Consider the following 12,462-nt stretch of genomic DNA (forward strand, 5'->3'; position numbering starts at 1 on the left):
GCTACACGAGCTCGGCCTTGGCGGGTGGGGCGGCGACGGTGGGCTGGCGGAACGTGGCGACGGGGATGTAGAGCAGGACCAGAACGCCGAGCAGAAGGAAGGCACCGGGCAGGGAGAGGGCGTCGGCCAGCAGCTGGGCTGTTGCGGTTCCGATCACTACGGCCAGCATGCAGGCGGGGAGCACCAGGCCGAAGGCTCGGCCCAGCACCTCGTCGTCCAGTTGGGTTTGCAGGGCGGAATCGCACTGGATCTCGGCCACCACGTTGGCTCCGCCCAGGACTGCGGCCAGGACGGCGGCCATGATGATCGGCAGTTGGTCGGTCCAGAAGCCGAGCAGCAGCAAGGGGACGGCGGTGGCCAGCAGGGCCGTACGCACGAGGGGCAGGGGGCGGAAGCGGCGCCCCAGCCAAGCCGTGCCGAAGGCCGCGGCGCCGCCGCCGATGCCGGTGGCCGCCATCAGCGTGCCGTAGGCGGCGTCGCCGCCGGTGAGGCGGTGGCTCAGCAGCAGGAGCAGCACGGTGAGGCTGCCGAAGATGGCGCTCTCGAGGATGTCGGCGCCGGCCAGCCGCCAGATAGCCGGGCGGCCCCGGATGGCCTGCCAGCCGACCACCACGTCCTGCAGCAAGGAAGACCGGGCCTCCGGCTCACGGTCGGCGGGCGGCGCGCCGATCCCCTTCAGCTGGACGAGGAACGCGGCCGAGACGAGGAAGCTCGCCGCGTTCACCAGGAAGGGCCCGGCGTCGGACAAGCGGCCGTAGCCGATAGCGAATACCAGCGGGCCCAGCACCGAACTGACCTCGGTGACCGCGGCGCGGGCCGAGTTGGCCGCGTTCAGCTGGTCCTTCTCGGCCAGCCGGGGCACGAGGGCGGCCAGGGCGGTGTCGAAGGGCGCGGACGCCGCGGTGGTCATCGCGGTGAGCACGAGAAGCACGGCGACGGGCAGTTCGGCCACGACGGCGTAGGCCGCGGCCGCCATGATGGCCGCCCGGTACAGGTCGGCCCCGATGAGCAGCCGGCGGCGGTCGAAGCGGTCGGCCAGCGAGCCGCCGATCGGGCCCAGCACGACCACCGGCCCGATCCGGGCGACCGCGGTCGCGGCGAGCCAGCCCGCGGAGTGGGTCCGCTCGTAGACGACGGCGATCAGGGCCGTGTTGAAGGCCCAGTCACCTATCCGGGAGGCGGCCAGAGCCGCCAGCAGCCGCAGAATGTTGGGACTGCGCAGCAGAGCGATGGTGCGGCCTTTCGGCATGGGTGCTCCGGTTCGGGAAAACGTCGGGGAGGAAGGCATAAAGAGGGCCGCCCGCGATCATTCGGGGGCGGCCGTCTCACTTTTGTAAATCAGGCACGACGTCGCACGATGGTCCCCTTACTTTTGCGCTTCATCCGGCCACCTTGGCGTAGTTGCAGCGTAGGGAAATGGCGGATAGGCACGCAATGGAAGTCACCTGGAAGGGGAATTCGAGCGCTATTAATGAGCGCCGCTTAACGAAAACCTGACCGACCGGCCAGGGTTCCCGCGGCCGACCGGCGGCGGGGTGAGCGCGGTTCGGCCGATCCCCACCTCCGCCGGCCGCCGGGGCGAGCACAATGGGTAGCAGTGGCGGTGGGACGGACAAGATTGTGCGGCGGCTCGGATTTACGCTGGGCCTGACAAGTGATGTCTTCATTCTCGGTGAAAAATGCCGAGGGAACCTATCGTGGTTACGCGGCTCTGTACGGACTGTTCGAAATCTATATCGTTCCCATTACCCTGGCCGCGGCATTTGTCTTGCGGGCAACACGCTTTCGTCCGATGACGTCGGCCTTGGTGATCGCCACCATCGCCGGGGCAATTATTGTTGCGGTCACCGCACTTGTCGTGGGCTACGGCAGCACCTGGGAATAGGTGCCATCAGGCCCGGGCGGCGTGGTGGGTGTTCAGGCGCAGGTCGGCGTCGATGGCGGCGGTGGCGGCCAGCAGCGGGGGCAGGAAGCGGCGGCGCATCGCCTCCACACTGGCCCGGGCCGCGTGCACCGAGATGTTGACGGCGCCGGCCACCGCGCCGGAACGGTCGTGGATCGGGGCGGCTATCGCTCGCAGGCCCTCTTCCAATTCCTGGTCGACTATGGCGTAGCCCTGCGCCGACACGCGGGCCAGCGCGCCTTCCAGTGCGGCGGGGGTGGTGAGCGTCTTGGCGGTCAGGCGGTCGAGCGAGGCGCGGGCCAGATAGGCGTCCAGGTCGGCCGGCGGGAGTGCGGCCAGCAGGACCCGGCCCATCGAGGTCGCGTACGCGGGAAATCGGGTGCCGAGGTTGATCGACACGGCCATGATCCGGCTGGTGGGTACGCGGGCCACGTACACGATGTCGTCGCCGTCCAGGATGGACAGCGAGGACGACTCGTGGACCTGCGCGACCAGGCGTTCCAGGTGGGGAGCGGCCAGCTCGGGCAGGGAGAGGCTGGAGAGGAAGGCGTAACCGAGCTCGAGGACCCGGGGGGTCAGGCTGAACAGGCGGCCGTCGGTGCGGACGTAACCCAGATCGGCCAGGGTCAGCAGGAAGCGGCGGGCGGCGGCCCGGGTCAGGTCGCAGATCTTGGCGACCTCGCTGAGCGTCAGTTCGGGGTGCTGGGCGTCGAAGGCGCGGATGACCGCGAGGCCGCGCTCCAGCGACTGAACGTGGTGCGGCTCTCTCATCTCGATCCAACATAGATCGACGAAGATCGTTGACGTGACACGGGCCACATCCTAGCGTTCACATCGAGAACTTTCGTTCGCAATGCGCACAGCTTACCGGAGGAAACGAATGCGACGGGTCTTCACGGGGATAGCGACAGGGGTAGCGCTGGCCGCGCTGATCGGCTCGGCCGCCGCCTGCGGTTCGTCCGGCGGATCGGGCGGCGACACCGACGCCGACGGCGTCGACCAGGTGAAGGTCGGGGTCATCCCGATCGTCGACGTGGCGCCGATCTACCTGGGACAGCAGAAGGGGTTCTTCAAGAACCGCAACATCGAGCTGACCATGGAGAGCGGACAGGGCGGCGCGGCTATCGTGCCCGGTGTCGTCAGCGGGCAGTTCCAGTTCGGGTTCAGCAACTTCACCTCGCTGCTGCTGGCGCAGACCAAGAACGTGCCGATCAAGACCGTCGCCAACGGCGTCGCGTCGACCGGTGAGCAGGGCAAGGACTTCGGCGCCGTCATGGTCAAGAAGGACAGCCCGATCAAGACCGCGGCCGACCTGGCCGGCAAGAAGGTCTCCGTGAACACCTTGAAGAACATCGGCGACACGACCGTACGGGAATCGGTGCGCAAAGCCGGCGGCGATCCGAAGAACATCAACTTCGTCGAGGTGCCGTTCGCGAACGCGCCGGCCGCCCTCGAGGAGGGTCAGGTCGACGCCGTGTGGGTGGTGGAGCCGTCGCTCACGCAGGTCAAGGCGGCCGGCGGGCGGATGGTGGCGTCCAACTACGTCGACGCGGCGCCCAACCTCAGCGTGGCCGCGTACTTCACCTCGGCCAAGCTGGCCGGCGAGGACGCCGACCTGGTCAACCGGTTCACCGAGGCGATCAACGAGTCGCTGACGTACGCGGACGGGCACCCGGACGAGGTGCGCGCGGTCCTCGGCAGCTACACGAAGATCGACGAGAAGACGCGGGCCGACCTGACGCTGCCCAAGTGGCCGGTCGAGATCAACAAGGAGTCGGTGGACACGCTGGCCAAGCTGGGCGCGCAGGACGGCATCTTCGACGGTGCCACCCCGGACGTGGCGAAGCTGCTGCCGTGAGAGGCCTGACCGGGCTGGCCGGTCTGCTCGTCCTGGTCGAGTTGCTGCCGCGGCTCGGCCTGGTGAACGACGCGTACCTGCCGCCCACCAGCCGGATCGCGGCCGCGCTGGGCGACGAGCTGGTGACCGCCGAGTTCTGGCAGGCGGTCGGCGACACGTTGATGGGATGGGCCATCGGGCTGGTGATCGCGGTGGCGGCCGGGGTCGTGGTGGGCATCGCGGTCGGCGCGGTGCCGGTGCTGCGGGCGGCCACCGCGTCCACGATCGAGTTCCTGCGGCCCATCCCGTCGGTCGCGCTGATCCCGCTGGCGGTGCTGCTCTACGGCACCGACCTCGGGTCGACGCTGCTGCTCGTGGTGTACGCGGCGTTCTGGCAGGTGCTGGTGCAGGTGCTGTACGGCGTGGCCGACGTCGACCCGATCGCCGACGAGACCGCGCGCAGCTTCCGGTTCGGGACGTGGGCTCGGGTGCGGCACGTCTTGTGGCCGACCGCGCTGCCGTACGTCTTCACCGGCGTACGGCTGGCCGCGTCCGTCGCCCTGGTCCTGGCCGTCACGGCGGAACTGGTCATCGGCGCGCCCGGTCTCGGCAAGTCGATCGCCGTGGCGCAGACGTCGGGGGCGGTTCCTTTGATGTACGCATTGATCGCGGTCACCGGCTTACTCGGTGTCGCCATCAATCTGGCCGCCCGAGCCTTTGAGCGCCGCACCCTCGCGTGGCATCAGTCCGTACGCGGGGAGGTGCCCGCATGAAACGGGTGGCGTACGTCCTCGGGCTGCCGGTCGTGTTGTTCGCGGCCTGGTATCTGCTCAGCGCCGGCAGCGAGAGCTTCTACGCTCCCCCGCTGTCCACCATCCTGGAGTCGTTCGGCAAGACGTGGACGCTCGACCGGCTCGGCACCGACGTGGTCCCGAGCCTGCTGCGGCTGGTCGCCGGCTACGCGCTGGCGGCGGTCATCGGCGTGGCCGTGGGCGTCACCATCGGGCTGAACCGGCGGGTGCGGGCCACGGTCGAACCCGTGCTCGAGTTCTTCCGCGCGATCCCGCCGCCCGTCCTGGTCCCGGTGATCATGCTGTTCGCGGGCATCGGGAACGGGATGAAGATCATCGTCATCGTGTTCGGCTGCGTGTGGCCGGTGCTGCTCAACACGGTGGAGGGTGTCCGGGCGGTTGACAGCGTTCAGATCGACACCGCCAAGGCGTACGGGATAAGCGGCCCGGCCCGCCTGGGGCGAGTAATTCTGCCCGCCGCGTCGCCGCAGATCGCCGCCGGTCTGCGGCAGGCCCTGTCGATCGCGATCATCCTCATGGTGATCAGCGAGATGTTCGCGGCCAGCAACGGGCTCGGCTTCACCATCGTCCAGTTCCAGCGCAGCTTCGCCATCCCCGAGATGTGGAGCGGGATCATCCTGCTCGGCCTGCTCGGATTCGGCCTGTCGCTGCTGTTCCGGCTCGCCGAGGGGCGGGCGCTCCGCTGGTACCACGGTCTGCGCGACGCGCAGCGCAGGTCATGAGAGGGCCGTCATGCTCGAGGTTTCTTCGCTGAAAAAGGTGTACCGCTCGGGGGCGCGGGAGGTCGAGGCGCTGCGCGACCTGACGTTCACCGTCGACAGCGGCGAGCTGGTCTGCCTGGTCGGGCCGTCCGGCTGCGGCAAGACCACGCTGCTGCGCTGCATCGCCGGCCTGCTCGAGCCGACCGGCGGGCAGGTCCGCCTGGACGGGCGCGAGGTCAGCGGTCCGCCGCCGGGTCTGGCGATGGTTTTCCAAGAGTACGGGCGGAGTTTGTTCCCGTGGATGTCGGTGCGCGACAACGTGGAGCTCCCGCTGAAACAGAAGAAGATCACTCGAGACAGGCGGAAAACCCTCGTCGAGCAGGCCCTGGACGCGGTCGGGCTCGCGGGCACCGAGTCGGCCTACCCGTGGCAGCTGTCCGGCGGCATGCAACAGCGCGTGGCGATCGCGCGCGCCGTCGCCTACGAGCCGTCGACGTTGCTGATGGACGAGCCGTTCGCGGCGGTCGACGCGCAGACCCGGGCCGACCTCGAGGATCTGGTGCGGGCGCTGTGGCAGCGGCTCGAGGTGACCGTCCTGTTCATCACGCACGACATCGACGAGGCGGTCTATCTGGGGCAACGCGTGGTGATGCTGTCGTCGTCACCGACCGTGGTGCAGGACGAGATCACCGTCGACCTGCCGTCCACCCGCGACCAGTTGCACACTCGTGCCGACCCGCGATTCACGGAATTGCGGACCCATGTGTACGAACAGATCCAGGCCGCCAAACGCGGGCTTCAACTGGGTGGCGCGGGCGCGTCATCCTGAAGGGGATCGCCTCGACACGGGAGCCGTCACATGGAGATTTCCGGTTTCTTCACCGCCATCATCATCGGACTCATCATCGGCGCGCTGGGCCGGCTGGTCCTGCCGGGCCGGCAGAAGATCTCGATCTGGCTGACGTTGCTGATCGGCATCGTGGCGGCCATCGTCGGCACGTTCCTGGCCGCGCTGCTCGGTGTGGACGACACCCGCGGCATCGACTGGATCGAACTGATCCTGCAGGTGGCGCTGGCGGCGGGCGGGGTGGCCCTGGCGACGGGCATGTGGCGGCGGCGATAACTGCGTCTTTGTTTCCGTTCCTTTGCGGAATGCCGCCGGGGTGACGGGTCGCTGACGTCCGGTGATTTTTCCGCCGCGCCGATACCACCCTGATGGTGAACACGCTGGGCGATGTGCGATGCTGCGCGCCACATACGCAGCTCTCATCGTTTCGGAGCCCTTCATATGGCATCGGTCCTCTTCCTTGTTGCCGGGGTCGTCGTCGGTTTCGCGGCCGGTTGGCTGCTGCGCGCGCAGCGGTCCCCCAAGCCGGCCGCCGACGTGACGCCCGCCCCTAGCGCCGCCCCCACCAGCGCGCCGGCGACGGCCGCCCAAGCCACCCCAGCCGAGGACGAGCCGAAGGCCATCGAAGCCGACACTCCCCTCCCCGAAACCGCGGACACCGGCGACACTAAGGCGCTCACCGCGGACGCCGAGCCGATCAAGGCGGCCGATCCCGCCGTCGACAGCAAGCCGCTCGCGGACGCTGACGCCGACAGCGAGCTGGTGGATGCGAATGCGGCCGCCGACAGCAAGCTCGCCGTCGACACCGAGCCGGTCGCCGCGACGCCCGAGCCGATCGCCGCGTCCGAGCCCGCCGACACGCCGGCCCCCGCCGCGAAGCCGGAGACGGTGGCAGCGAACGAGCCGATCCCAACGACCAAGACCGAGCCGGTGAGCGCGGCCGTCCCGGTCGCCGCGGTTGAGCCGGTCGCTGAGGCTGTGGACTCGGAGGCCGTGACCGAGCCCATCGTCCGGCAGCGTCCGGCCGCCAAGCGCCGGCCCGCCGCCAAGCCCGAGCCCACTGTGGAGCCCGAGCCGATCGCCGTCGCGAAGCCGGAGCCCGTCGCGGTGGCGGTCGCCGCCGAGCCGGTTGCCGTCGTCGAGCCGCCCGCCGTTCCGGAGCCCGCCGCCAAGCCGGCCCCGAAGCCGCGTGCGGCCCGGACCCGTACGCCGGCCAAGCCCAAGCCGATCGCCGAACCCGCCGCCGTCCCCGCGACGCCCGTCAGCGAGCCGGCATCGGCCGCGGCGCCCATCGCCGAGCCCGTCGCCGCGGCGCCGGTCGTGGCCGAGCCTGCTCCGGTCTTCGCCGAGCCCGTCGTCTCGGCAGCAGTCGTGGCCGAGCCCGCGCCGGTCTTCTCCGAAGCCGCGGCCGACACCGCAGCCGCCGTTCCCGGCATCGCGGAGGCCGACGAGGTCGCCGCCGTCCCCGCCCCGGTGGCGGTGGCCGCCGTGACCGAGCCCGACGACCTGACGAAGATCGCCGGCATCGGCCCCAAGATGGCGATGGCCCTGGCCGCCGGCGGCATCACCACGTTCCGTCAACTGGCCGAGACCGACGTCCCGACCCTGCGCACGGCGGTGACCTCGGCCGGCCTCCGCCTGGCCCCCACCCTGCCGACGTGGCCCGAGCGCGCCAAGCAGCTGGTCGACACCACCAGCTGAGCCCCTCTCACCCGATGCCCGGCGGACCCGCGTCCGCCGGGCATCGTCGTCTCACCTCTTCCAGGTCCCGGCGCCGGCCAGCTCGAGGAAGATGGCGACGTGAGCCGGCGGCAGCCCGTCGAGGGTGCCGCCGACGGGCGACGGACGCACGGCCTGGTCGATGAGTTCCTGCGCCCTTTCACGCGAGACGGGCTCGCCCACGTTCTGCAGGTAGAACTTCTTCGACTCGTCCTCGGTCAGCCCGTCCGGGATGGCCGGCGCGTAGGGCCAGAAGTAGATCGGCGTGTTCGGTTCGATCCGCCAGCTGCCGGCCAGCGACCCGGCGTCGACCACGTCGTAGCCGACCTCTTCCATGAACCGCGTGACGAGTTGCTTGGCGGCAGCGTCGTCACCGGCGATCGGCAGCGTCGTCCGGCCGGGGTCGCCCTTCGGCCGCGCGTCGAACGACAGGTGATGCCAGTCGAGGTTGTGGAACGCCTTGATGACGATCGAGTCCCGCAGGTGCCGCTGAACCAGCTCGCTCGAGGTGAGCTCGGCGTTGTCGAGGTCGGCCCGGCGGAAATCGTCGGCCGGGTAGTAGTTCGTCATGTCGATGACCACCTTTCCGGCGAGCTTGCCGGCCGGCAGGGCCTCGAACTTGGCCAGCGGGAGCGGGATCGCGACGAGATCACCGGCCGCGATCGCCTCGTCGACCGTTCCGGCCCGGGCGAGCGGGCCGAGTTCGGCGACCAGATCCGAGATCGTCTCGGGGCCGCGGGAGTTGCTGAGCACGACGTGATGGCCCGCCGCGACGGCCAGGCGGGCCAGCCCGCTGCCGGACAGACCAGAGCCGATGATGCCGATTGTCTGATTCATAGCTGTTTCTTCCCTTGCCGAAAAGCTGCGGTGGATCCGCTGGAGTCGATGCTTGGCCGGCCGGGAAACAGGTGCCAGGGGCCGCTCAGCCTATGAGTTGCGGTACCAGTCAGCCGCCTGCGCACCGGCGCATACTCGGATCATGAGCACCCGCACCGAACTGGGCAGCGCCCTCCGCGCGTGGCGTGAGCGCATCAGCCCGGCCGACGTCGGCCTGCCGCTCGGCACCACCCGCCGCCGCGTTCCCGGCCTGCGGCGCGAGGAGCTGGCGTTGATGGTCGGCATCTCGTTCGACTACCTGGTGCAGCTCGAGCAGGGCCGGGCCGCCAACCCCTCGGCGCAGGTGCTGGGCGCGCTGGCCCGGGTGCTGCGCCTCAACCCGGTCGACCGGGAGCTGCTGTTCCGCCTGGCCGGTTCGGTCGTCCCGCCGTCCGGCTCGGTGCCGCGCGAGGTGCCGCGGGGTGTGCAGCGCATGATCGACCGGATGAGCGACACCCCGCTGGCCGTCTTCACGGCGTCGTGGGACGCGGTGCAGTGGAACCCGCTGTGGGGCGAGTTGTTCGGCGACGCGGCCGCGGTCGACGCCCGCATGCACAACCTGATCTGGGGCCACTTCGCCGGAGCGGTCCCGGCCGGCGCCTCCCGGGTCGAACGGGACGCCGCGCACACCGACGCCTTCGAGCGCATGATGGTGTCCGACCTGCGGCGCGCGGCCGGCCGATACCCCGACGACCGCGCCGTCACCGAGCTGATCAGCGGTCTGCGCGAGGCCAACCCGCGCTTCGCCGAGCTGTGGACGCGTTACGAGACAGTGCCGCTCGGCCGTTCCCGCAAGACGGTCGTGCACGCGGAGGTCGGCCCGATCACGCTCGACTGCGACATCCTCGCCATCGAGCACGCCGACCTGCACATCGTCCTCAACTGGGCCGACCCCGGCACCCCGGACGCGGCCAAGCTCGACCAGCTGCGGGAAAGGGTCGCCGCAGGCACGAGCGACGCCGACCAGCTCGACGGGCTGCGGGTAAGCGTCGCCGCGGGTGGGTCAGAGGCCGGCGACCGACTGCTCGACCCGGGCGCGCAGCTCTTCCGGTAGCGCGGCGTAACCCGTGCGTGCGGCCGTGTCCTGGCCGAGACTGCTCGACGCGTACGCCAAAAAGCTCTTGGCCAGAGCGGAGGAACCCTGCCGGCAGGCGATCTCGTAGGTCACCAGCACCAGCGGGTAGGCCAGCGGATCGGCGATGCGGTAGTTGAGCTCCAGGCGCAGGTCGCCGTCCGTGCCCACGACCTTGGCCCCGGCGACGGTGCGGGCGGCGGCCGCGTCGCTCAGGGACACGAACTCGCCGCCCGCGTTGCCGATGCGGGCGGTCGGCAGGTTCGAGAAGCGGGCGTACGACGATTCGACGTAGCCGATGGCCCCGTCGGTGCGCTCGATCGCCGACACCAGCCGGTTGCTGCCGTCGGCGGGCACGCCGCCCGGGGCAGGCCAGGTCGAACTCGCCTTCAGGCCCCAGTCGGTGCCGGCCGTCGCGGCCAGGAACTTGGTGAAGTTGTCGGTCGTGCCCGAGCTGTCGGAGCGGTGCACCGGGCGGATCGGCGTGGACGGCAGCTCGACGCCGGGGTTGTCGGCCCTGATCCGCTGGTCGTTCCAACGGGTGATCTTGCCGGTGAAGATGCGGGCGATGGTGGCCGGCGCCAGCCGCAGGTCGTCGACGCCGGTCACCGTGTAGGCGAGCGCGATCGGGCCCACGACCATCGGCAGGTGCAACACCGGGCCCTTGCAGCGGGCCGTCGCCTTGGCCTGCTCGTCGGCCGCGACCGGCGAGTCGGAGCCCACGAAGTCGCCGGTGCCCGCGTAAAAGCTGCGCCGGCCCGCCCCGGAGCCCACACTGGCGTACTCGATGGTCGCCTCGGAACAGCTCACCTGGTAGTCCTTGATCCAGGCGCTCACGGCGTTGGCCTGGGCCGACGAGCCCTGGGCGGCGATCGAACCGCCGGCGCAGTCGATGTACGCGCGGGCCGGTGTGCTCGTCGAGTCGCACGCGGCGACCCCCAGCAGCAGGAGGGCCGCGGCGAACATGCGTTTTCTCATGGCAGCCTCCTCAGCGGAACTCGGCGAAACGCTTACGGACCGACAGCGGCACCAGCAGGATCACCAGGCCCAGCAGGACGGCCGGGACGAACGGCCAGCCGGTCAGCAGGATCTCGGCGTCGCGCAGGGCCCGGTCGAAGTCGTCCCGGCGGGACTCGGTGATCTCGGCGACCGCCGCGTCGTAGTACGAGAAGTCGAACTGGGCGTCGCCGCGCCTGATGCCGGTCAGCGCGGTGATCGCCTCGGCCTCCTGACCGGCGTCGGCCAGCTTGACGATGCGTTCGTGGCCGGTGCGGTACGCCTTCCAGCGTTCGACGACCTGGTCGGTGTAGTACGGGCCGATGTCCGGGCCGCCGGCCACGGCCGGCAGGCCGGTGTCGCCGTTCTCGAGCGAGTCGGCCTTGCGGTCGAAGTCCTGCCGGTAGAGGCCGAGGCGGTTGCTGATCAGGTAGCGCGACGTGTCGGCCGAGGCGTCGTAGCTGACCGCGCGGGCCCGGGTCAGGTCGAGGAACGGGATCAGGCTCTCGTCGCGGGCCTTGCTCAGCACCTGCCCCTGCAGCACGAGCACGGCCGCCATCGGGATCAGCAGCAGCGCGGTCAGCACGGTGGCGGTGATCAGGGCCGGGTTGAGCAGCCGGCGGAACCGCTTGGCCAGCCACACCTGCAGGCCGATCAGCAGCACGAGCAGAAGCCCGCCGAGCACCACGGCGACTGTCACCCCGGCGATCTCCGTAGCGCGTTTGGCCCCGTACGCGGAATCGAGTCTGTCTTCGCCGGCTTGGCGCAGCCTCGTCGCGGCGGGCAGCAGGTCGAGGTGGAGCACGTTCGTGGCCTGCGTGTAGTAGCCGGCGGCGCCCGGACCCGCGGTCAGCGCCTGCCAGACGCGTTCGCGGTAGGCGCCGAGGTCGTGCAGCAGGCCGAGCACGATCTCGCGTTCGTCGTCGCCGGCCGCCGTGGTCAGCGAGCGTTGCAGGCTCTCGTCGACCTGTCGCCCTCTTTCCCGGTACGTGCCGAGGGCGTCGATGTTGCTGCCGGCCAAATCGTCGCGCCCCGAGGTGAGCACGAGGCGCGCCACCTGGGCGTCCATGTCGCTGAGCGCGAAGTAGAGGTCGGCCGCGTTGGCCGCCTGTGGTGCGGCCTGGTCGCCGATGATGCGGGCCTGCTGCTGAACCCGGGCCATGATCAGGCAGGCCGAGACGAGGAGCACGGCGGCGGTCAGGACGGTGGCGCCGGCCCAGAGCCGCAGCCTGGCCGGGGTCTCGGGCCGGAGAGCCCTTTCTACGACGGGCACGGCCCCAAGGTAATGCACCTGCACCATTCTTAGATCAGCGGCATCGCGCTATTCCCGCCGTTAACCTGGCGGCCATCTGCCATTCTTCAGGCAGTTGCTCCGCGTAGCCGCTGACGAGGAACACCGGCCGCGGCGAGGCGGGTGGCCACGTCCCGGCGGGGGTTGTCGACGAAGACCGTGACGTGGTGGTCGTCGCCCAGCTCGCAGGCCGCGGCGACCGATCCGGCGTCCAGCGGGTCGATCTCGGGCACCTCGGCCAGGTCGACTATCAGGCGGAACGGGCGAACCCGGCGCACCGTGTGCACGAGGACGCGCCTCAGTTCGCCGCCGCGCTCGGAATCGGGAGCGCCGCGCGGGGTGATGACGACACTGCCGTCGGCGACCGTTCGCACGTCCACCACGATCTCACCCTCCGTTACCCTCCGT

The 12,462-nt window shown here is 70.3% G+C and carries 14 protein-coding genes; 8 read left to right on the top strand and 6 right to left on the bottom strand.

Annotated elements, in window-relative coordinates; all coding sequences use genetic code 11:
- Position 1: 1 nt before the first annotated feature.
- The gene (locus OWR29_RS40960) at positions 2-1,249 is read right to left on the bottom strand and encodes an MFS transporter (RefSeq protein WP_267568988.1); all 1,248 of its coding nucleotides are present in this window, start codon (positions 1,247-1,249) and stop codon (positions 2-4) included.
- Between the two features lie 408 nt (positions 1,250-1,657).
- Here OWR29_RS40960 and OWR29_RS40965 point away from each other — a divergent pair, with 408 nt between their 5' ends.
- A complete protein-coding gene (locus OWR29_RS40965; protein WP_267568989.1) occupies positions 1,658-1,885 on the top strand; it encodes a hypothetical protein in 228 nt (75 codons plus the stop codon).
- A gap of 6 nt (positions 1,886-1,891) precedes the next feature.
- Here the strand turns inward: OWR29_RS40965 and OWR29_RS40970 are convergent, their stop codons facing one another.
- On the bottom strand, positions 1,892-2,674 hold the full coding sequence (locus OWR29_RS40970) for an IclR family transcriptional regulator domain-containing protein (protein ID WP_267568990.1): 783 nt from the start codon (positions 2,672-2,674) through the stop codon (positions 1,892-1,894).
- A gap of 109 nt (positions 2,675-2,783) precedes the next feature.
- On the opposite strand from OWR29_RS40970, the gene OWR29_RS40975 reads away from it, so the two are divergent.
- The 6 genes from OWR29_RS40975 to OWR29_RS41000 all read left to right on the top strand — a co-directional run bounded on the left by OWR29_RS40975 (position 2,784) and on the right by OWR29_RS41000 (position 7,801).
- Positions 2,784-3,761 (top strand): ABC transporter substrate-binding protein, encoded by a 978-nt coding sequence (locus tag OWR29_RS40975; RefSeq protein WP_267568991.1) that lies wholly within the window; start codon positions 2,784-2,786, stop codon positions 3,759-3,761.
- Complete coding sequence (locus OWR29_RS40980) at positions 3,758-4,513, top strand: ABC transporter permease (RefSeq protein WP_267568992.1); 756 nt, start codon at positions 3,758-3,760, stop codon at positions 4,511-4,513. Before OWR29_RS40975 ends, OWR29_RS40980 begins: the two co-directional genes overlap by 4 nt.
- On the top strand, positions 4,510-5,274 hold the full coding sequence (locus OWR29_RS40985) for an ABC transporter permease (protein WP_267568993.1): 765 nt from the start codon (positions 4,510-4,512) through the stop codon (positions 5,272-5,274). Before OWR29_RS40980 ends, OWR29_RS40985 begins: the two co-directional genes overlap by 4 nt.
- A gap of 10 nt (positions 5,275-5,284) precedes the next feature.
- On the top strand, positions 5,285-6,082 hold the full coding sequence (locus tag OWR29_RS40990; RefSeq protein ID WP_267568994.1) for an ABC transporter ATP-binding protein: 798 nt from the start codon (positions 5,285-5,287) through the stop codon (positions 6,080-6,082).
- Between the two features lie 30 nt (positions 6,083-6,112).
- Positions 6,113-6,376, top strand: a complete 264-nt coding sequence (locus tag OWR29_RS40995) for a GlsB/YeaQ/YmgE family stress response membrane protein (RefSeq protein WP_267568995.1) — start codon at positions 6,113-6,115, stop codon at positions 6,374-6,376.
- A gap of 165 nt (positions 6,377-6,541) precedes the next feature.
- Positions 6,542-7,801 (top strand): helix-hairpin-helix domain-containing protein, encoded by a 1,260-nt coding sequence (locus OWR29_RS41000; RefSeq protein WP_267568996.1) that lies wholly within the window; start codon positions 6,542-6,544, stop codon positions 7,799-7,801.
- Between the two features lie 51 nt (positions 7,802-7,852).
- Here the strand turns inward: OWR29_RS41000 and OWR29_RS41005 are convergent, their stop codons facing one another.
- Positions 7,853-8,656 carry an NADPH-dependent F420 reductase gene (locus tag OWR29_RS41005; RefSeq protein WP_267568997.1) on the bottom strand — a complete coding sequence of 268 codons (804 nt, stop codon included), beginning with the start codon at positions 8,654-8,656 and terminating at the stop codon, positions 7,853-7,855.
- 142 nt (positions 8,657-8,798) lie between these two features.
- Here OWR29_RS41005 and OWR29_RS41010 point away from each other — a divergent pair, with 142 nt between their 5' ends.
- A complete protein-coding gene (locus tag OWR29_RS41010; RefSeq protein WP_267568998.1) occupies positions 8,799-9,749 on the top strand; it encodes a helix-turn-helix domain-containing protein in 951 nt (316 codons plus the stop codon).
- On the opposite strand, the gene pstS is transcribed toward OWR29_RS41010, so the two are convergent.
- The 3 genes from pstS to OWR29_RS41025 all read right to left on the bottom strand — a co-directional run bounded on the left by pstS (position 9,699) and on the right by OWR29_RS41025 (position 12,437).
- Positions 9,699-10,745, bottom strand: coding sequence for a phosphate ABC transporter substrate-binding protein PstS (gene pstS, locus OWR29_RS41015; protein WP_267568999.1), 1,047 nt, complete (start codon positions 10,743-10,745; stop codon positions 9,699-9,701). The genes OWR29_RS41010 and pstS overlap by 51 nt on opposite strands.
- Before the next feature lie 10 nt (positions 10,746-10,755).
- Positions 10,756-12,036: a GlnX family signal transduction membrane protein gene (locus OWR29_RS41020; RefSeq protein WP_267569000.1), complete on the bottom strand. Its 1,281-nt coding sequence runs from the start codon at positions 12,034-12,036 to the stop codon at positions 10,756-10,758.
- A gap of 86 nt (positions 12,037-12,122) precedes the next feature.
- On the bottom strand, positions 12,123-12,437 hold the full coding sequence (locus OWR29_RS41025) for a hypothetical protein (RefSeq protein ID WP_267569001.1): 315 nt from the start codon (positions 12,435-12,437) through the stop codon (positions 12,123-12,125).
- Positions 12,438-12,462 lie beyond the last annotated feature (25 nt).

Source organism: Paractinoplanes pyxinae, assembly GCF_026626335.1.
GTDB lineage: Bacteria > Actinomycetota > Actinomycetes > Mycobacteriales > Micromonosporaceae > Actinoplanes > Actinoplanes pyxinae.

What these genes read in the sequence shown, in the direction of transcription:
- OWR29_RS40960 (WP_267568988.1), bottom strand. Translation starts at nt 1,249, where the DNA reads ATGCCGAAAGGCCGCACCATCGCTCTGCTGCGCAGTCCCAACATTCTG.
- OWR29_RS40965 (WP_267568989.1), top strand. Translation starts at nt 1,658, where the DNA reads ATGTCTTCATTCTCGGTGAAAAATGCCGAGGGAACCTATCGTGGTTAC.
- OWR29_RS40970 (WP_267568990.1), bottom strand. Translation starts at nt 2,674, where the DNA reads ATGAGAGAGCCGCACCACGTTCAGTCGCTGGAGCGCGGCCTCGCGGTC.
- OWR29_RS40975 (WP_267568991.1), top strand. Translation starts at nt 2,784, where the DNA reads ATGCGACGGGTCTTCACGGGGATAGCGACAGGGGTAGCGCTGGCCGCG.
- OWR29_RS40985 (WP_267568993.1), top strand. Translation starts at nt 4,510, where the DNA reads ATGAAACGGGTGGCGTACGTCCTCGGGCTGCCGGTCGTGTTGTTCGCG.
- OWR29_RS40990 (WP_267568994.1), top strand. Translation starts at nt 5,285, where the DNA reads ATGCTCGAGGTTTCTTCGCTGAAAAAGGTGTACCGCTCGGGGGCGCGG.
- OWR29_RS40995 (WP_267568995.1), top strand. Translation starts at nt 6,113, where the DNA reads ATGGAGATTTCCGGTTTCTTCACCGCCATCATCATCGGACTCATCATC.
- OWR29_RS41000 (WP_267568996.1), top strand. Translation starts at nt 6,542, where the DNA reads ATGGCATCGGTCCTCTTCCTTGTTGCCGGGGTCGTCGTCGGTTTCGCG.
- OWR29_RS41005 (WP_267568997.1), bottom strand. Translation starts at nt 8,656, where the DNA reads ATGAATCAGACAATCGGCATCATCGGCTCTGGTCTGTCCGGCAGCGGG.
- OWR29_RS41010 (WP_267568998.1), top strand. Translation starts at nt 8,799, where the DNA reads ATGAGCACCCGCACCGAACTGGGCAGCGCCCTCCGCGCGTGGCGTGAG.
- pstS (WP_267568999.1), bottom strand. Translation starts at nt 10,745, where the DNA reads ATGAGAAAACGCATGTTCGCCGCGGCCCTCCTGCTGCTGGGGGTCGCC.